Annotated in this window: 15 protein-coding genes and 1 pseudogene; 9 read left to right on the forward strand and 7 right to left on the reverse strand. The window is 72.4% G+C overall.

Annotated features, from left to right (window positions below; genetic code table 11):
* Positions 1-145 precede the first annotated feature (145 nt).
* Positions 146-547, forward strand: coding sequence for a gamma-glutamylcyclotransferase (locus ACFVSN_RS10740; RefSeq protein WP_380437808.1), 402 nt, complete (start codon positions 146-148; stop codon positions 545-547).
* A gap of 314 nt (positions 548-861) precedes the next feature.
* Here ACFVSN_RS10740 and ACFVSN_RS10745 read toward each other — a convergent pair whose 3' ends face one another.
* From ACFVSN_RS10745 to ACFVSN_RS10775, 7 genes are all read right to left on the reverse strand, one after another.
* Positions 862-2,247 (reverse strand): 8-oxoguanine deaminase, encoded by a 1,386-nt coding sequence (locus ACFVSN_RS10745; RefSeq protein WP_380437810.1) that lies wholly within the window; start codon positions 2,245-2,247, stop codon positions 862-864.
* Positions 2,248-2,364: 117 nt separating this feature from the next.
* Positions 2,365-3,825 carry a nucleobase:cation symporter-2 family protein gene (locus tag ACFVSN_RS10750; RefSeq protein WP_380499844.1) on the reverse strand — a complete coding sequence of 487 codons (1,461 nt, stop codon included), beginning with the start codon at positions 3,823-3,825 and terminating at the stop codon, positions 2,365-2,367.
* Between the two features lie 317 nt (positions 3,826-4,142).
* On the reverse strand, positions 4,143-5,063 hold the full coding sequence (gene pucL / locus ACFVSN_RS10755) for a factor-independent urate hydroxylase (protein WP_387590154.1): 921 nt from the start codon (positions 5,061-5,063) through the stop codon (positions 4,143-4,145).
* Between the two features lie 33 nt (positions 5,064-5,096).
* A complete protein-coding gene (gene uraH, locus ACFVSN_RS10760; RefSeq protein ID WP_380437816.1) occupies positions 5,097-5,432 on the reverse strand; it encodes a hydroxyisourate hydrolase in 336 nt (111 codons plus the stop codon).
* A gap of 153 nt (positions 5,433-5,585) precedes the next feature.
* Positions 5,586-6,089 carry a 2-oxo-4-hydroxy-4-carboxy-5-ureidoimidazoline decarboxylase gene (gene uraD, locus ACFVSN_RS10765; protein WP_380437818.1) on the reverse strand — a complete coding sequence of 168 codons (504 nt, stop codon included), beginning with the start codon at positions 6,087-6,089 and terminating at the stop codon, positions 5,586-5,588.
* A gap of 228 nt (positions 6,090-6,317) precedes the next feature.
* A complete protein-coding gene (locus tag ACFVSN_RS10770) occupies positions 6,318-6,698 on the reverse strand; it encodes a helix-turn-helix domain-containing protein (RefSeq protein WP_359957717.1) in 381 nt (126 codons plus the stop codon).
* Positions 6,695-6,982, reverse strand: coding sequence for a thiamine-binding protein (locus tag ACFVSN_RS10775; protein ID WP_380437953.1), 288 nt, complete (start codon positions 6,980-6,982; stop codon positions 6,695-6,697). The genes ACFVSN_RS10770 and ACFVSN_RS10775 overlap by 4 nt, the downstream gene beginning before the upstream one ends.
* 213 nt (positions 6,983-7,195) lie before the next feature.
* Between ACFVSN_RS10775 and ACFVSN_RS10780 the strand changes: the two genes are divergently transcribed.
* The 8 genes and pseudogenes from ACFVSN_RS10780 (at position 7,196) to ACFVSN_RS10815 (ending at position 17,214) form a co-directional block, all read left to right on the forward strand.
* Entirely contained in the window at positions 7,196-8,041 is an 846-nt protein-coding gene (locus tag ACFVSN_RS10780; RefSeq protein WP_380437820.1) for a hydroxypyruvate isomerase family protein, read from the forward strand.
* 116 nt (positions 8,042-8,157) lie between these two features.
* Positions 8,158-9,045 carry a 2-hydroxy-3-oxopropionate reductase gene (locus tag ACFVSN_RS10785; protein ID WP_380489476.1) on the forward strand — a complete coding sequence of 296 codons (888 nt, stop codon included), beginning with the start codon at positions 8,158-8,160 and terminating at the stop codon, positions 9,043-9,045.
* Between the two features lie 395 nt (positions 9,046-9,440).
* Positions 9,441-10,583, forward strand: coding sequence for a glycerate kinase (locus ACFVSN_RS10790; RefSeq protein ID WP_387590159.1), 1,143 nt, complete (start codon positions 9,441-9,443; stop codon positions 10,581-10,583).
* Between the two features lie 195 nt (positions 10,584-10,778).
* The gene (gene allB / locus ACFVSN_RS10795) at positions 10,779-12,170 is read left to right on the forward strand and encodes an allantoinase AllB (RefSeq protein ID WP_380489470.1); all 1,392 of its coding nucleotides are present in this window, start codon (positions 10,779-10,781) and stop codon (positions 12,168-12,170) included.
* A gap of 63 nt (positions 12,171-12,233) precedes the next feature.
* Positions 12,234-13,289, forward strand: a pseudogene (gene alc / locus ACFVSN_RS10800) (allantoicase); the annotation flags it as partial.
* A 280-nt stretch (positions 13,290-13,569) separates the two neighbouring features.
* The gene (locus ACFVSN_RS10805) at positions 13,570-15,030 is read left to right on the forward strand and encodes a catalase (RefSeq protein WP_380489468.1); all 1,461 of its coding nucleotides are present in this window, start codon (positions 13,570-13,572) and stop codon (positions 15,028-15,030) included.
* Between the two features lie 269 nt (positions 15,031-15,299).
* On the forward strand, positions 15,300-16,079 hold the full coding sequence (locus ACFVSN_RS10810; RefSeq protein ID WP_387954566.1) for an IclR family transcriptional regulator: 780 nt from the start codon (positions 15,300-15,302) through the stop codon (positions 16,077-16,079).
* A gap of 205 nt (positions 16,080-16,284) precedes the next feature.
* Positions 16,285-17,214 carry a metal-dependent hydrolase gene (locus ACFVSN_RS10815; RefSeq protein ID WP_380499840.1) on the forward strand — a complete coding sequence of 310 codons (930 nt, stop codon included), beginning with the start codon at positions 16,285-16,287 and terminating at the stop codon, positions 17,212-17,214.
* The last annotated feature ends 51 nt before the right edge of the window (positions 17,215-17,265 follow it).

The raw sequence follows: 17,265 nt of genomic DNA on the forward strand, positions 1-17,265 counted from the left end.
ACGCCTGCCGCGGTGGCGCATGCCGGCGGGCCACTACTCCGTTCCGTACGGCGACGAATCCACCTGTCCTCTCGTCGCCGTGCGGAACGGCCTTTTTTGCCACGGCCCCTTTGCCGTGGTCCTTGTTCTCGTGAGGAGTTCACCCATGGCACGCATTTTCTTCAACGGCCAGGCGATGGCCGGCGGACCGTTCCACGCCAAGGTCGCCGACGCGCTGATCGGGCCGGCCCGGACCGCCCCCGGCTACCGCTTCTTTTCCATCGACCACAGCGGCGGGACGGACGTCTGCCCGGGGCTGCTGGCGGACCCGGACGTGGACAGCGCGATCGATGGCGAGCTGTACGACATCAGCCTGGAGCGCCTGCGGGACGTCATCCTGCCCGGGGAGCCGCGTGAACTGGAGCTCGGCGTGATCGAGCTGGAGGACGGCTCCGCGTGCCTGTCGATGCTGCTCGCCCGCGGGGAGCTGGAGCGCGGCGTCCACCGCGAGATCACCCACCACGGCGGGTGGCGCGCCTACCTGGCGACGCTGGGGCGCACGGCCTGACCAAGCCTGACCAAGCCTGACGGCCTGACGGCCTGACCAGCCTGACGGCTGCGGGGGCTGTTCTAGGGGCCGACAGCAGACGGACAACCAAAGACGGATAACAGCGAACAGATAACAGATGACAACTTTCGTCATCTGTTATCTGTTCGCTGTTATCCGTTCGGCGCCCCCCGGGCACGCCGCAGCCCCGGACCCTCGCCGTGGGTCCGGGGCTGCGGTCCGCGCGCCGGGTGTGGCGTGCGGAGTCCGGGTCACGCACCGTCCCTGGGCGGCCCGGAGTACAGGGAACGGAAGAGGAGCGGGCTACCGGTCCGTCAGACCGGGCGGGCCGCGAGCTCCTTCGCGGCGCGGGCGCAGTCGCGCGCGATGCGGTCCTCGTTGACGGTGGTCAGCTGCCCCTTCTCGACGACGGCGTTGCCGTTGACGAAGAGGACGGACAGCGGCGGCAGCGCGCCGAACGTCAGGGCCGCGACCGGGTCGGCGATGGACGAGTGCATGATCCCGTCGATCTTCCACAGCGCCAGGTCGGCGAGCTTGCCGGCCTCGATGGAGCCGATCTCGTTCTGCCGGCCGAGCACCCGCGCGCCGCCCATGGTGCCCAGGCGCAGGGCCTGGCGCCCGGTCAGCGCGGTCGGGTAGCCGTGCAGGCGGTTGATGAGCAGGGCGTTGCGCAGCTCGGTGCCGAGCTCGCCGGACTCGTTGGACGCGGTGCCGTCGACGCCGAGGCCGACCGGTACGCCGGCCTTGATCATGTCGGGCACGCGCGCGATGCCGGCCGCCAGGCGGGCGTTGGAGGAGGGGCAGTGGGCGACGCCGGTGCCGGTCTCGGCGAACTTGGCGATGTCGGAGTCGTTCATGTGGACGCAGTGCGCCATCCACACGTCCTCGCCGAGCCAGCCGACCGACTCGAAGTAGTCGGTCGGGCCCATGCCGAACAGCTCCTTGCAGAACTGCTCCTCCTCGGCGGTCTCCGAGCCGTGGGTGTGCAGCCGTACGCCCTTGCGGCGGGCGAGTTCGGCGGACTGCCGGAGCAGGTCGGTGGAGACGGAGAACGGGGAGCAGGGCGCGATGGCGACGTGCAGCATCGAGCCGAAGGAGGAGTCGTGGTACTTGTCGACGGCGGCCTCGGAGGCGGCGAGGATGTCGTCGAGCTCCTCGACGGCGTGGTCCGGGGGCAGGCCGCCGTCCTTCTTGCTGCGGTCCATGGAGCCGCGCAGCGCGGTGAAGCGCAGGCCGAGTTCCTGGACGGCCTCGACGGAGGCGCCGAGGACGTCGCCGCCGTCCTTGGGGAAGACGTAGTGGTGGTCGGAGGCGGTGGTGCAGCCGGACTTGAGGAGCGCGGCGGCGGACCCCTGGCTGGCGGCGTGGACGAGCTTCTCGTCGATGCGGGCCCAGGTGGGGTAGAGGGCGACGAGCCAGTCGAAGAGGATGTTGTCCTGGGCGAGGCCGCGGGTGATCCACTGGTAGAAGTGGTGGTGGGTGTTGACCAGGCCGGGGGTGACGAGGTGGCCCTCGGCGTTGATCCGGCGCACGACGTTGTCCAGCCAGGCGGGGGCGGGGCCGCTGCCGACCGATTCGATCTTGTTGCCGAGGATGACCACGTGGCCGCGGGCGTGCTCGGTGTCGTTGGCGTCGACCGTCGCGATGGCGGCGTTCTCGATGACGATCCGCTGGTCGGCGGGTGGGGGCTGGACTGCCATGGTGTTGCTCCTATGGGGGAGGGCGAGAGCGGTGCCGCGTGCTGCGCGCCCGTGGAGGGGCGGCGGCGGGTGACGGGTGGGGGCGCGTCGAGCGGGCACGCGCCCCCACCCCGCCGGTCAGGACGGTGTCACCGTCGGCACCGTCGTGCCGGGTGGATCGCCGGCCGCTGCGCGGCGGGCGGCCCCGACGTGGTGGAAGAGGAGGTTGAGCAGGACGGCCGTCACGGTGCCGGCCGAGATCCCGGAGTGCATCAGGGTGCGGACGGCCTCCGGGAAGGCGTCGTAGAACGTGGGTACGGCGATCGGCACGATGCCGACACCGAGCGAGACCGACACGAGGATGGTGTTCGAGCCGGACTCCATGCCGGCCTCCGCGAGGGTGCGGATGCCGCTCGCCGCGACCGTGCCGAAGAGCACGATCCCGGCGCCGCCGAGGACGGGCTGCGGTACGAGGGAGACGAGTGAGCCGAGCACGGGGAAGAGCCCGAGCAGGACCAGGATGCCTCCGCCGGCCGCGACGACGTAGCGGCTGCGGATCTTCGTCAGTGCCACGAGCCCGATGTTCTGGGCGAAGGCGCTGGCGGCGAAGCCGTTGAAGACCGGGCTGAGCGCGGTGGCCAGGCCGTCGGCGCGCAGGCCGGCGGCGAGCGTGGGTTCGTCGGCCTCGCGGTCGACTATTCGGCCGAGCGCGAGCATGTCGGCGGTGGACTCGGTCATCGAGACCACCATGACGATGCACAGCGAGACGATGGCGGCGGCGTCGAACTCGGGGGCGCCGAAGTGGAACGGGGAGGGGAGCGCGAAGACCTTCGCGTCCTTGACCGGGCCGAAGTCGGCGAGGCCCAGCGGGAAGGCGATCAGGGTGCCGAACGCCAGGCCGACGAGCAGGGAGAGCTGCTGCCAGAAGCCGCGCAGCAGCCGGTTGCAGAGCACCACCGCGACGAGGGTGATCGCGGCGAGGCCGATGGCCCGCATGGAGCCGAATCCGGGGGCGCCCGGCGAGCCGCCGCGCGCCCAGTTCACCGCCACCGGCAGCAGGGACACCCCGATGAGGGTGATCACGGTGCCCTGGACGACGGGTGGGAAGAACCGGATGAGCTTGCAGAAGTACGGTGCCGCGAGGAAGCACAGGACCCCCGCGACGATCACCGCGCCGAAGATCACCGGGAGGGCGTGCTTCGGTCCGTGTTCGTTGGCGATGGCGATCATGGGCGCGACGCCCGCGAACGACACGCCGTTCACGAACGGCAGTCGCGCGCCGATCTTCCAGACGCCGAGGGTCTGGAGCAGGGTGGCCAGTCCGGCGGTGAACAGGCTGGCCGAGATGAGCAGGGCGAGTTCGGCGGGGGAGAGCCCCACGCCGGCGCCGACGATGAGCGGGGGTGCGACGACTCCCGCGTACATCGCGGCGACGTGCTGGAGTCCGGTGGAGACGAGCTTCACCGGGGACAGCACCTCGTCCACGGGGTGGGTTCCCGGTCCGGGCGGCGTGCCGGGGAGGCCTGGGACGCCGCCCGGACCGGAAGATCTTGCAGGGGTGGAACCGCCGTCGGTGGTGCTGGTGTTGCTGGGTGCCATGTCGAGCCCCTCTTGTGCCCGCGGCTCCCGGCGCGCCCGTGGCGCTGGAGACTGCCGGATACTTCCCTGACCGAGGGCGGGACGGCGGTGCAAGGGTCCCTCGGCCGGCCTCTCCAGTGCCCCGGGCCGGCCGCCGTGAGGCAGGCACGAACTCCGGTGGGTGGGGGTGGAGAAACACGTGGAACAGGTAGTGACAAGGGTGGTGCTGGAGGTGCTGCAAGGGGTGGTGCCGGAGGTGGTGCGAACCGCCCGGACTCGGCCGGCCGATGAGGGCCGGAGGGTGCGGCGATGCCGGGCGGTGTCCATGGTGGGGGAGGTCAGACGACCGGGATGACCGGGACGACGCCCTCGCGGTGCACGGTGCCCTCGATGAGGCCGTACATGCGGTCCGCGGCGTAGTAGACCTCGTTGTCGTTCTTGAGGCCGAAGGGCTCCAGGTCGACGAGGAAGTGGTGCTTGTTGGGCAGCTCCAGGCGGACCTCGTCCACCTCGGCACGGTTGTTGAGGACCCGGGTGCCCATCGAGTGCAGGGTCTGCTGCAGCGAGTAGGAGTAGGTCTCGGCGAAGGCTTCCAGCAGGTGCCGCTTCACGTGGGTGTAGGAGCGGTTCCAGTTGGGCTGGGCCTCGCCGTCACGGCCGCTGTAGCCGTACTTCCAGCGGGCCGTCACCTGGGTGGCGAGGATCCGGTCGTAGGCTTCCTGCAGGGTGGTGTACTTGTCCTTGATGTAGCCCCAGAACTCCGAGTTGGTGGAGTTCATGACGATGAGGTCCTTGAGGCCGGAGACGACCTGGACGGTCTCGCCGTCGTAGACGACCTCGGTGGTGCGGGTCTCCTGGCCGGTGCGGACGAAGGAGTGGCCGACCTCCTCGGAGCCGATGAAGCGGGCCGAGCTGTCCGGGGTCTTGATCCGGTCCCAGGAGTACTCCTCGATCCGGATGCGGGCGCTGTGGACGACGCCGCGCTCGGTGTCGTCGACGAAGTGCCGCGCGAGGATGATGCCGAAGGCCTCGGCCGACTCGATCCCGTACTCCTTGGCGAAGGCGTAGACGGTGTTCTTGGTGGTGTCGGTGGGGAGGCAGTTGGCGTTGGAACCGGTGAGGTGGACGTCCTCGAACTCGCCCTGGAGGGAGACCGAGACGTTCAGGTCCTTGATCTCGTGCCGGGTGGAGTCGCGGTAGACGCGTACGATGCGGTTCTCCGCCTTGCCGTACTGGTTCTGACCGAGCACGTGGGCCATGACTTTGGCTCCTTGAGCTTCCAGGTCGGTCTACTAGCTTCCGCGGTAGACCGAGTATCCGAACGGGTTCAGCAGCAGCGGCACGTGGTAGTGGTGCTGCGCGGGCGCGACCGTGAAGACGATCGAGACCTCGGGGAAGAACGGCGTCTCCGCGGACCGCCGCGCGTAGTACGCGGCGGTGTCGAAGAGCAGCCGGACGACCGAGCCCGCCTCCACGGCCGGCAGGTCCTTGGCCCGGCCGTCGGAGTCCGTGGCGGAGGTGCCGAGCACCTTCCAGCCACCCTCGGTGTGCAGTGCGAGCTCGACCGGGACGCCCTCGGCCGGGCGGCCGAGGCTGGTGTCGAGCACGTGGGTGGAGATGCCAGTCATGGGTGAAGTGACCTTACTGATGGCAGATGTGGGGTTGCTTCGCCGAGCGCGGCGCGGCCTCACGATGATCTGACGAATCGTCAGAAACGAAGATCCGTCGGGTCGGTCGTGGATCGTGCCGGGAAACGGAACTGACGATACGTCAGAACCGGCTCAGGACTCGTCGAGCAGCCGGTTGATGCGGATGTCGTTGATCTTGCGCAGCTCGCCCCGGACGATCTCCGCCTCGGCGGCGGGGTCGTTGGGGTGGCGCTCGCGCAGGGCGGCGAGCATGGTGGCCGCGGTACGGCCGGTCGCGCAGATCAGGAACACGTGGCCGAACTTCGCCTCGTAGGCGGCGTTGGCCTCGTGCAGTTCGTCGAGGAGCGCTTGGTCCACGCCGTGGATGCCGGCCTGTTCGCGCTCGGAGGTGGCGTCGCCCGCCTTGGGCTTGCCGATCCGGGCGTGGCCGGCCATCGCGTCGTGCAGGTCCGCGACCGTCAGCGACCGCATCGCCGCCGCGTTGGCGGCGAGCAGGGCGCTGCGGTCCGACCAGGGCTTGGCCTCCGCGACGGCGGCGGCCCAGCGGGGGCTGGAGCAGATCTCCAGCAGGATCGCCTCAAGCTCGGCGGCGTCGGCCGCCGCGAGGGCGTCGAGGGCGTGGGGGTGGTTGGTCACAGGTGGACCTCCTGAAGAGTGGTGCCACCCGCACAAGCTAGATCGGCCCCACCCGGCCGTCAACACTTTGTTTAACGGTTGGTGGTTACGTTTTGGGCGGGCCCGTGTTGCCGGGCCGTTTCGTGTGCGATTCGCCAAGTGTGCCCCGCCGGAGGGCGGCCCACACTGGAACGCACCGGCGGGGCTGCCCGTTTTGGGAGGGTTCCGCCGGCGGTGCCCACGGGTGCCTCAGGAGGACTTCGAGCCGTCCTGGCGGTTGAGGTAGTTGTACACGGTGAAGCGGCTGACGCCGAGCGCCGAGGCGACGGTCTCGACCCCGTGGCGGACGGTGAAGGCGCCGCGCTCCTCCAGGAGGGCGACGACCCGCTGCTTCTCCCAGCGGTCGAGCTCGGCCAGCGGGCGGCCGTCGAACTGGCGGGTCATCTCGGCCAGCAGCCGGTCCAGCGCGCTGCTCAGGTGCGGCAGCCGGACGGCGAGCGCCGGGGCGCCCTCCCACTCCAGGACGACGTCCTCGGCCTTCGCCTCGCCCAGCGGGACGGGCGTCGCGCCGACCGCGTCCAGCAGCGGCTTGACGGCCGCGGCGAGCGGGTGTTCCACGTGCTCGGTCACGGCGTACCGCCCTCCTCCCGCGTCGCGTCGGCCACCGCGCCGCCGTTGCCCTCGCCGTCGCCCAGCACGCTGACCTGGACCGAGATCCGGGTCGCGCCGGCGTCCAGGGTCTCGCGGAGCAGCCTGGTCACCGCGGTGAGGACCTGGTCGGCCTCGCCCTCGGCGCCGGTCCCGAAGGGGCCGACCGAGACGGCCAGGCCGGCCTCGTCGACGACCTTGCGGGCCGCCGCGGCGTGCTCGGGGAACGTGTCCAGCTCGAACGGTTCTGTCGTGAACTCCACCATCAATCGCACCCGCTCACTGTAGCGAGCGGGGGTGGGGCGGGGCAGGCCCTGGGTGATCGGACAGCGCCGGGCCCCTCGCGGAGGGGTTTCCGGGCCACTTCAACAAATTGTTGCGGCGGCCTTGACAGTCGATCGGCGGGGCGGAGATGCTTCCACCACGCAGAATCCCTCTTCCGGATTGTGGAAGTTGAGGATGTCGGAAGAGAGTGAGAGGTGAGTGACGTGACGGCAGCTTCCCGGCACAGCTTCACGGTCAACCTGTCGATCCTGTTCGGTGAGCTCCCGCTGCTGGAGCGCCCGGCCGCTGCCGCCGCCGCCGGCTTCACGGCCGCCGAGCTGTGGTGGCCCTTCGGCGAGGAGCACGCCCCCTCGCAGGCCGAGCAGGACGCGCTCCGCAAGGCCTTCACCGACGCGGGCGTACGGCTCACCGGCCTCAACTTCCTGGACGACCTGAGCAAGGGCGTCCGCGGTACGGTCTCGGTGCCGGCCGACAAGGAGCGCTTCCGGGCCAACGTCCCGGTCGCCGCCGAGCTCGCCGCCTCGCTCGGTGCCACCGCGCTCAACGCGCTGTACGGCAACCGGGTCGAGGGCGTGGACCCGGCCGAGCAGGACGCGCTCGCGCTGGAGAACCTGGTGCTGGCCGCGAAGGCCGCGCACGAGATCGGCGCGATCCTGCTGATCGAGGCCCTCAACGTGGTCGAGTCCCCGGACTACCCGCTGGTGTCGGCCCCCGCCGCGGTCGAGATCGTCGACAAGGTCAACGCGGCCACCGGGCTCGGCAACGCCAAGTTCCTCTGCGACCTCTACCACCTGGCCAAGAACGGCGAGGACCTGGCGGCCGTCATCGACACCTACGCCGACCGCATCGGCCACGTGCAGATCGCCGACAACCCGGGCCGCAACGAGCCCGGCACCGGAGAGCTGGACTTCGAGGACCTCTTCGCCCGCCTCTCCGCCGCCGGCTACACCGGCTCGATCGGCCTGGAGTACCGCCCCTCCACCGGCGTCAGCGCCGACAGCTTCGGGTGGCTGCCGCGCGAGCTGCGCGCCGCGAAGTAGCGCCGCGCCGCGAGGCGGCACCGCGCCACCGGGCGCGCCGCGCCGCGAGCGCGCCCCGGCCCGTCCCGCGGGCCGGCCACCCGGCCCTCCCCACCTACGTACAAAGGAACGACGCGATGAGCCGCAAGATCGCCTTCGTCGGCCTCGGCATCATGGGCAAGCCCATGGCCATCAACCTGGTCAAGGCCGGGCACGACGTCACCGGTTTCGACCTCTCCCAGGACTCGATCGACGCCGTCGTCGCGGCCGGCGGCCGGGGTGCCGCCAGCATCGCCGAGGCCGTCAAGGACGCCGAGGTCGTCATCACCATGGTCCCGGCCGACCCGCACGTCGAGGCGGTCATCCTCGGCGAGGGCGGCGTGCTGGAGAACGTGAAGGCCGGCACCCTCGTGATCGACATGTCCTCGATCACCCCGCAGACCTCCATCAAGGTCGGCAAGGCCGCCGTGGAGAACGGCGTGCGCGCCCTGGACGCCCCGGTGTCCGGCGGCGAGGCCGGTGCCGTCGAGGCCGTCCTGTCCATCATGGTCGGCGGCGAGGCCGCGGACTTCGCCGAGGCGAAGCCGCTGTTCGACGCCCTCGGCACCACGGTGGTCCACGTCGGCCCGGCCGGCGCCGGCCAGACCGTCAAGGCCGCCAACCAGCTGATCGTGGCCGTCAACATCCAGGTCCTGGCCGAGGCCGTGGTCTTCCTGGAGAACGCGGGCGTCGACCTCGCCGCCGCGCTGGACGTGCTCGGCGGTGGCCTGGCCGGCTCGACCGTGCTCAACCGCAAGAAGGCGAACATGCTCAACCGCGAGTTCGCCCCGGGCTTCCGGATCGACCTGCACCACAAGGACATGGGCATCGTCACCGACGCCGCCCGCGCCGTCGGTGCCGCGCTGCCGGTCGGCGCCGTGGTGGCCCAGCTGGTCGCCTCCGCCCGCGCCAACGGCGACGGCTCGCTCGACCACTCGGCGCTGCTGCGCGGCGTCGAGCGGCTCTCGGGCCGCGAGGTCAAGTAACCCGCCGGGCTCCCCCCCGGGGGAGCCCGCACAGACTCCTCCTGGTGGCGTGTACCTATCCGGTCGTGCCCGCGCCACCAGGAGGCCAGGCCCGACCGGCAGCCGGGCCGGGGCTCATCCGCCCGCCTGCCGGTCGACCCAGCCGGTGACGCGTCCTCCCTGTCGGGGGCACTTCGGTCGTGCCAGTGACGCGTCGCCCGGCCCCCTCCCTGCCGAGGGGAGCCCCTCGTACGTCGGAAGCGGGACGAGGGGAACGGCGGGAGGGGGCCGCCCTCCGGGGCAGCCCAGCTCAGTGCCGGCCCTGACCGGCATCGTCCGGGCAGGGGATGGCACCCCCGGGCCGCCCGGGCCCAAGCTTGAAGAACCAGCCGCACCCGTACGGAGAGGACCGCGCCATGCCCGCCACCCCCCACCAGGGCCATGTGGTCGTAGCTCCCGACAAGTTCAAGGGCACCCTGGAGGGCGCCGAGGTCGCCGCCCGGATCGCCGCCGGCATCCGCCGCGCCGCGCCCGGCACCGAGGTGCGCGAACTGCCCGTCGCCGACGGCGGCGAGGGCACCCTGGCCGCCGCGCTCGCGGCCGGCTTCACCCGCGTCCCGGCCAAGGTGGCCGGCCCCACCGGCCTGCCGGTGGACGCCGCGCTCGCGGTGCGGGACGACACCGCCGTGGTCGAACTGGCGCAGGCCTCCGGCCTGGCCCGGCTCCCCGGCGGGCGCACCGCCCCGCTCGCGGCCGGCTCCTTCGGCGTCGGCCAGCTGATCGGCCGGGCGGTCGCGCTCGGCGCCAAGCGGATCGTGCTCGGCCTCGGCGGCAGCGCCTGCACGGACGGCGGCGCGGGCGTGGTCCAGGCGCTCGGCGTCAGCCTGCGCGACGCGGACGGCAACGAACTCGCGCCCGGCGGCGCCGCGCTGCGCAGGCTCGCGACGATCGACCTCGGCCCGCTGGCCGACGTGCTGGCCGGCGTCGAGGTCGTCGTGGCCTGCGACGTCGACAACCCGCTGCTCGGCCCGCGCGGCGCCACCGCCGTCTACGGCCCGCAGAAGGGCGCGGACGGCGACGACCTGGTGGTCCTGGAGGAGGGCCTGACCCGCTTCGCGGACAAGGTCGCCGAGGCCGCCGGGCGGGACGTGCGCGAGGCCCCCGGCGCCGGGGCCGCGGGCGGGGTGGGCTTCGCCGCCCTCGCCCTGCTCGGCGCCACCATGCGACCCGGTATCGAGCTGCTGCTCGAACTGCTGGGTTTCGACGAGGCCGTGCGTGGGGCACGCCTCGTCGTCACCGGCGAGGGCTGCCTGGACGCGCAGACGCTCCACGGCAAGGCCCCCGCCGGCGTCGCCGCGGCGGCCACTCGGGCGGGGGTTCGGGTGGCCGCTGTGGCGGGGCGGCTGGAACTGTCGGAGAGCGAGTGGCGCTCGGCCGGCTTCACCACCGCGATCGCCCTCACCGACCTGGCCGAACAGCCCGGCGACAGCATGACCAAGGCCGCCGAACTGGCCGAGACCGCGGGGGAGCGGCTGGCCGGGGCACTGCTGAGCGGCTGAGCCGTGCACCCGCGTACGCGTGGCGGCCAGGGCGCGCGAACACTCGTACGTTCCTCCATTGACGTTTTGTTGAAGGCGGGCCTAGGCTCCCGGCAATCCTTCGGTTCCCTCCTTCTCCGAGCGCCCCGGACGACCGCCCACCCCGGCCGGTCCGGCGTCCCCGCACCCCCAACTCCCAGGTTTCGGAGGTCCCCCATGCCTGTCAGCCAGCCCACGGTGATCCGCTCCCGGCGGGTGGTCCTGCCCGACGGCGAGCGCCCCGCGGACGTGCTGATCCGAGACGGGAAGATCGCGCAGATCGCCGCGCACGGCTCGCTCCTCGCCGGTGACCGCCGGCTCGTCGACCTCGGCGACACCGCGCTGCTCCCCGGCCTGGTCGACACCCACGTGCACGTCAACGAGCCCGGCCGCACCGAGTGGGAGGGCTTCGCCACCGCCACCCGGGCCGCCGCGGCCGGCGGCGTCACCACGATCATCGACATGCCGCTCAACTCCGTCCCGCCCACCACCACCGTGGACGGACTGGCCGTCAAGCGGAAGGCCGCCGAGGGCCAGACCTGGGTCGACCTCGGCTTCTGGGGCGGCGCCATCCCCGGCAACGCCGCCGACCTCGAACCCCTGCACCGCGAGGGCGTGTTCGGCTTCAAGAGCTTCCTCGCCCCCTCCGGCGTCGACGAGTTCCCGCACGTCGAGGCGGCCGACCTGGAGACCGCCCTGGCCGAGCAGGCCCGGATCGGTGCCCTCGCGATCATCCACGCCGAGGACCCCGCCGTCCTCGCCGCCGCCCCGCAGCAACCCGGCGTCCACTACCGGGACTTCCTCGCCTCCCGCCCCGCCGACGCGGAGACCGCGGCCGTCGCCCGGCTGCTCGACACCGCCCGGCGCACCGGCGCCCGCGTCCACATCCTGCACGTGTCCTCCGCCGCCGTCCTGCCGCTGCTGCGCCAGGCCCGCGAGGACGGCGTGCGGGTGACCGCGGAGACCTGCCCGCACTACCTGACCCTCGCGGCCGAGCAGGTGCCGGACGGCGACACCGCGTTCAAGTGCTGCCCGCCGATCCGCGACGAGTCCAACCGCGACGCGCTGTGGGCGGCCCTGGCGGCGGGCGAGTTCATCGCCGTCGTCTCCGACCACTCGCCGTCCACCCCCGACCTCAAGCTGCTGCCCGCGCACGGCGGCAGCGGCGACTTCGCCGCGGCCTGGGGCGGCATCGCCTCCCTCCAGCTCGGCCTGCCGGCCGTCTGGACCGAGGCCCGCCGCCGCGGCCACACCCTCGGCGACGTCGTGCGCTGGATGGCCTCCGGGCCGGCCGAGCTGGCCGGCCTGAGCGCCACCAAGGGCGCCATCGAGGTGGGCCGCGACGCGGACCTGGTCGCCTTCGACCCGGACGGCGAATTCGCCGTCCACGCCAACGAGTTGCACCACCGCAACCCCGTGACCCCGTACGCCGGGCTGACCCTGGCCGGCGCCGTGCGCACCACCTGGCTGCGCGGCCGGGTCGTGGACACCGCCGCCGAGCCGTTCGGCCGGCAGCTGGCCCGCCCGGCCGCCCCCGCCCCCGCGGCCGCCCCGCCCGGGTCGAACTGACCCGCGCCGCCCGGCCCGCACCCACCCGCACCGACTCGCACCGACTCGAACCGAGGAGACGACGTGACCACCGCCGACACCCCGAGCGCTCCCTTCACAGAGCTGGTCAACCTGGCCTCCCGGCTGCTGGGCGCGGGCGTCGTCGCCACCAACGAGGACACCTTCGCCGACGCCGAGAACCTGCTGGTCGCCAAGCCCGCCGAGTTCCGCCCGCACACCTTCGGCCACAAGGGCCAGATCATGGACGGCTGGGAGTCCAAGCGCCGCCGCGGCGTCTCGGCCGACCAGCCGCACCCCACCGACCAGGACCACGACTGGACGATCGTCCGGCTGGGCACCGGCGGCGTGATCCGCGGCGTGATCGTCGACACCGCCCACTTCACCGGCAACTACCCGGAGAGCGCCCGCGTCGAGGCCGCGTCCGTACCGGGCCGGCCCTCGCCCGAGGAGGTCGCCGCCGCGGAGTGGACGACGCTGGTGCCGCGCACCGCGCTCAAGGGCGACACCGTCCACGAGTTCGCCGTCGAGGACGACACCCGCTACACCCACGTGCGCCTGAGCATCTTCCCGGACGGCGGCGTCGCCCGCCTGCGCGTGCACGGCGAGGTGCTGCCCGACCCGCGCGAGCTCGACGGCCTGACCTTCGACCTCGCCGCCCAGGAGTACGGCGGCGTGGCCGAGGCGGCGTCCGACCGCTACTTCTCCTCCCCGCACAACCTGAACGCTCCCGGTCGCGCCTCCGTCATGGGCGAGGGCTGGGAGACCCGGCGTCGGCGCGACAAGGCCAACGACTGGGTGCAGATCGCCCTGGCCGGGGGCGGTGAGGTCCTGGCCGCCGAGGTGGACACCACCCACTTCGTCGCCAATGCCCCCGGCTGGGCCGACCTCGTCGGCTTCGACGCCTCCACGGGCGGGAACCCCTCCGAGGGCGCGGACGGCGAGTGGTTCGAGATCCTGCCCCGCACCCGCCTGCAGCCCGACACCCGCCACCGCTTCCGGCTCGACGTCGGCCGACCGGTGACCCACGTGCGCATCAACGTCTACCCGGACGGCGGCCTCGCCCGCCTGCGCCTCACCGGCCGGCTCACCGAGGCGGGCCGCGCGGCCCTCGCGCTGCGCTGGTTCAACGCCGTCCCGGCCGCCGAGGCCGCCGCCGCGCTCGCCGAGGCAGGCCTGAGCGCCGACGAGGCCGCCGCGCTGACCGCCGCCCGCCCGCTGGCCGACCCGGCCGCGGCCACCGCCGCCGTCGCCGCGCTCCAGCCGTCCGACGGCCCCGACGGCGAGCACTCCTCGCGGCGCCGCTCGGCGCTCTGGCGCCTGCTCGGCGTCTGAGCCCCCGCCCGGTCCACCTCCTCCCCTCGTCACGCACCGCCTGTTCCGACACCTGAAGGACCCCTCCATGTCCAAGATCCTGACCACGGAGTCCGGCGCCCCGGTCGCCGACAACCAGAACTCGGCCTCGGCCGGCGAGTACGGCCCGCTGCTGATCCAGGACCAGCAGCTGCTGGAGAAGCTCGCCCGCTTCAACCGCGAGCGCATCCCGGAGCGCGTGGTGCACGCCCGCGGCTCCGGCGCCTACGGCTACTTCGAGGTCACCGACGAGGTCTCGCAGTACACCCGGGCGGACTTCCTCTCCGAGGTCGGCAAGCGCACCGAGGTCTTCCTGCGCTTCTCCACCGTGGCCGGCGCCCTCGGCTCCAGCGACGCGGTGCGCGACCCGCGCGGCTTCGCGCTGAAGTTCTACACGGGCGAGGGCAACTACGACCTCGTCGGCAACAACACCCCGGTCTTCTTCATCAAGGACCCGGTGAAGTTCCCCGACTTCATCCACTCGCAGAAGCGCGACCCGTACACGGGCGTGCAGGAGGCCGACAACGTCTGGGACTTCTGGGCCCACTCGCCGGCCTCCACCCACCAGATCACCTGGCTGTTCGGCGACCGCGGCATCCCGGCCTCCTACCGCCACATGAACGGCTACGGCTCCCACACCTACCAGTGGGTCAACGCCAACGGCGACGCGTACTGGGTGAAGTACCACTTCAAGACCAACCAGGGCATCCGCTCCCTGGACGGCGACCAGTCCGCCGAGGTGCTCGGCGCCGACGCCGACTCCCACCAGCGCGACCTCCACCAGGCCATCGAGCGCGGCGTGTTCCCGTCCTGGACCCTCTACGTCCAGCTGATGCCGGTCGCCGAGGCCGCGGACTACCGCTTCAACCCCTTCGACCTCACCAAGGTGTGGCCGCACGCCGACTACCCGCTGGTCAAGGTCGGCCGCCTGGTGCTCAACCGGAACCCGGAGAACGTCTTCGCCGACGTCGAGCAGTCCGCGTTCTCGCCGAACAACTTCGTGCCCGGCATCGGCCCGTCCCCGGACAAGATGCTCCAGGGCCGCCTGTTCGCCTACGCCGACGCCCAGCGCTACCGCCTCGGCGTCAACCACACCCTGCTGCCGGTCAACGCGCCGCGCGCCACCGAGGCCAACAACTACGGCCGCGACGGCTTCATGGCCGCCAACAGCGCCGGCCGCGCCAAGAACTACGAGCCCAACTCGTACGACGGCCCGGCCCAGACCGACAACGCGCTCGCCGCGCCGGTCAAGCTGGACGGCCACACCGGCACCTACACCACGCCGGCCCACACCAAGGACGACGACTTCTTCCAGGCCGGCGAGCTCTACCGCCTCATGTCGGCCGGCGAGAAGACCCGCCTGATCGACAACATCGCGGGCTTCCTGGCCCAGGTGACGCGCGACGACATCGTCGAGAAGAACCTGGCCCACTTCCACGCCGCCGACGAGGAGTACGGCGCCCGCCTGGAGGCGGCCGTCGCCAAGCTCCGCGCGGGCGACGAGGGCTGACGCGGGCTCCGCCCCCTCCGCTCCTCCTCCACCCTCACCGGCCGCCGGGGCCCGCACCCCGGCGGCCGCACGACGGGCCTTCCCCCTGGGCAGTGGGGGAGGGCCCGTCGCGGCGTTTTCCGCCCCCGCGTGCCTCCGTGCGCCGCCCGGCAAATCCGTGAATACGGAGCTGCACGGAATATTCACGGAGAGCAGTTGCCGGAGCCTTCGGGTCGATAGGCTGGAGGACGCCCGCGGTCGCTCCGTGGGGGACATCGGAAGGGGACGACATGTCGACACCAGCCCCGGGTCGTCACGCCGCGCTGGACCAGGGACTGCCCGGTCCGTTCACCTCCCTGCAGCACGCCCTCAGACTGCTGGAAGCCGTCGACCGGCACTCCGACGGCGCCACCCTGGTCGCCCTCGCCCGGGAGACCTCGCTCGGGCTGCCCACCGTGCGCCGGCTCGCGGAGATCCTGGAGATCGAGGGCTACCTCCAGTGCCAGGACGGCGGCTGGGTGCTCGGCGGCACCTTCGCGCTGCTCGGCCAGCACAACCGGGAGCAGCTCGTCCGCGCCCGGCTCAACCGCAAGCTCGCCGAGATCCGCGACGAGCTGGGCGCCGCCGTGTACTTCGGCCGCTACCACGACGGGGAGCTGACGGTCGAGGCGGTCTCCTCGTCCGAGTACGCCCCGCCGGTGCACGAGTGGGTGGACTTCCGGGCCACCGCGCACGCGAGCGCGATCGGCAAGTGCCTGCTCAGCCAGCTCGACTCGGACGGCCGGCGCGACCACCTCTCCCGCCACCCGGTCGCCCGGCTCACCTCCCGCACCGTCACCGACGCCGACCAGCTGATGCACCGTCTGGAGCGGCAGCCGGCCACCGTCCCGGTGCTGGACATTCAGGAGTACGCGCTCGGCACGGTGTGCGCGGCCGTCCCGGTGACGGCGGGCAGCACGGTCGGCTGCCTGGCGAGGTCGATGCCGGTGGACAACGTGCACCGGCTCAGGGCGGCGGCCGAACTGCTCGCGGCCCGGGCGGCGCCGGTGATGCTGGCGATGGCGGTCTGAGCACCGCCGTCCGTTCGACGGAGCCCCACCGGAGAACCGGTGGGGCTCCGCGCGTTTCCCGGGGCGTTCTCCGGCGCACATCACTTATTAGACTCGATGTCGATAAGGGTCGCCGAAACCCTTGTCCCCGTCGCTACCCGCGAGTACGTTTCCCTGAGTCGAGCCGCCGCCCCGAGCCGCCGCCCCCAGGTCAGGAGGGCCCGCCATGCCCCGATCCACCCCCGTTCCCGCCCTCGCCGCCCCTGCGGCCCGCGTGCACGAGAGCCTCGTCCTGGAGCCCCGGGACGTCCGCTTCGACTGGGCCGCCCTCTCGCTGCACTGGATCCCCGACGAGCCGATGGCCACCCACGTCATCAACGTGCTGCACCTGCTGCTGCCCGAGGGGGAGCGCTGGTTCGTCAAGGTGTTCAAGGAGGCGCTGCCGCTGATCCGGGACGAGCAACTGCGCGAGGAGGTGCTCGGGTTCATCGGCCAGGAGGCCATCCATGCGGAGGCGCACCAGGAGGTCCTCGACCACCTCCTCGGGCAGGGGCTCGACCCGCGTCCGTACGTGCGGCAGGTCGCCTGGCTGTTCCGGCGCGTGCTCGGCGACAAGCCCGGCCTGTCGCCCGCCCGGCGGCGCGAGAACATCATCGAGCGGGTCGCGTTCATCGCGGCCATCGAGCACTTCACCGCCTTCCTCGGCAACTGGGTGCTCAACTCGCCCGGCCTGGACCGCGCCAAGGCCGACCCGACGATGCTCGACCTGCTGCGCTGGCACGGCGCCGAGGAGGTCGAACACCGCAGCGTGGCCTACGACCTGATGGTCCACCTCGACCCGGGCTACCTGCGCCGGATCCGCGGGATGGCCGTCTCCGGGCCGCTGCTGGTGCACCTGTGGGTGCGCGGCGCCCGGTTCATGCTCGCCGCCGACCCCACCCTGGACGGGCGGATCAAGCCCACCTGGCGCGAGGCCGGCCGGATCGCCAAGCGCGGGCTGCTGCCCGACCCGGTCAACTCGATCCGCTCGGGCCTGCGCTACCTCAAGCCCGGCTACCACCCGACCCAGGAGGGCTCCTCCAGCCAGGCCCTCGGCTACCTCGCGACCTCCCCGGCCGCCCGCGCAGCGGCGGTGGCGGTGGCGGGGAGCGGGTGACGGGGGTGGCTGACAGGTGACGGCCGACAGATTTCAGATAACAGGAAACGT

The organism is Kitasatospora sp. NPDC057904, from assembly GCF_042887925.1.
Lineage (GTDB): Bacteria > Actinomycetota > Actinomycetes > Streptomycetales > Streptomycetaceae > Kitasatospora.

Coding starts and splice junctions, on each gene's coding strand:
- ACFVSN_RS10740 (WP_380437808.1), top strand. CDS start 146: ATGGCACGCATTTTCTTCAACGGCCAGGCGATGGCCGGCGGACCGTTC.
- ACFVSN_RS10745 (WP_380437810.1), bottom strand. CDS start 2,247: ATGGCAGTCCAGCCCCCACCCGCCGACCAGCGGATCGTCATCGAGAAC.
- ACFVSN_RS10750 (WP_380499844.1), bottom strand. CDS start 3,825: ATGGCACCCAGCAACACCAGCACCACCGACGGCGGTTCCACCCCTGCA.
- pucL (WP_387590154.1), bottom strand. CDS start 5,063: ATGGCCCACGTGCTCGGTCAGAACCAGTACGGCAAGGCGGAGAACCGC.
- uraH (WP_380437816.1), bottom strand. CDS start 5,432: ATGACTGGCATCTCCACCCACGTGCTCGACACCAGCCTCGGCCGCCCG.
- ACFVSN_RS10775 (WP_380437953.1), bottom strand. CDS start 6,982: ATGGTGGAGTTCACGACAGAACCGTTCGAGCTGGACACGTTCCCCGAG.
- ACFVSN_RS10785 (WP_380489476.1), top strand. CDS start 8,158: ATGAGCCGCAAGATCGCCTTCGTCGGCCTCGGCATCATGGGCAAGCCC.
- ACFVSN_RS10790 (WP_387590159.1), top strand. CDS start 9,441: ATGCCCGCCACCCCCCACCAGGGCCATGTGGTCGTAGCTCCCGACAAG.
- allB (WP_380489470.1), top strand. CDS start 10,779: ATGCCTGTCAGCCAGCCCACGGTGATCCGCTCCCGGCGGGTGGTCCTG.
- ACFVSN_RS10805 (WP_380489468.1), top strand. CDS start 13,570: ATGTCCAAGATCCTGACCACGGAGTCCGGCGCCCCGGTCGCCGACAAC.
- ACFVSN_RS10810 (WP_387954566.1), top strand. CDS start 15,300: ATGTCGACACCAGCCCCGGGTCGTCACGCCGCGCTGGACCAGGGACTG.
- ACFVSN_RS10815 (WP_380499840.1), top strand. CDS start 16,285: ATGCCCCGATCCACCCCCGTTCCCGCCCTCGCCGCCCCTGCGGCCCGC.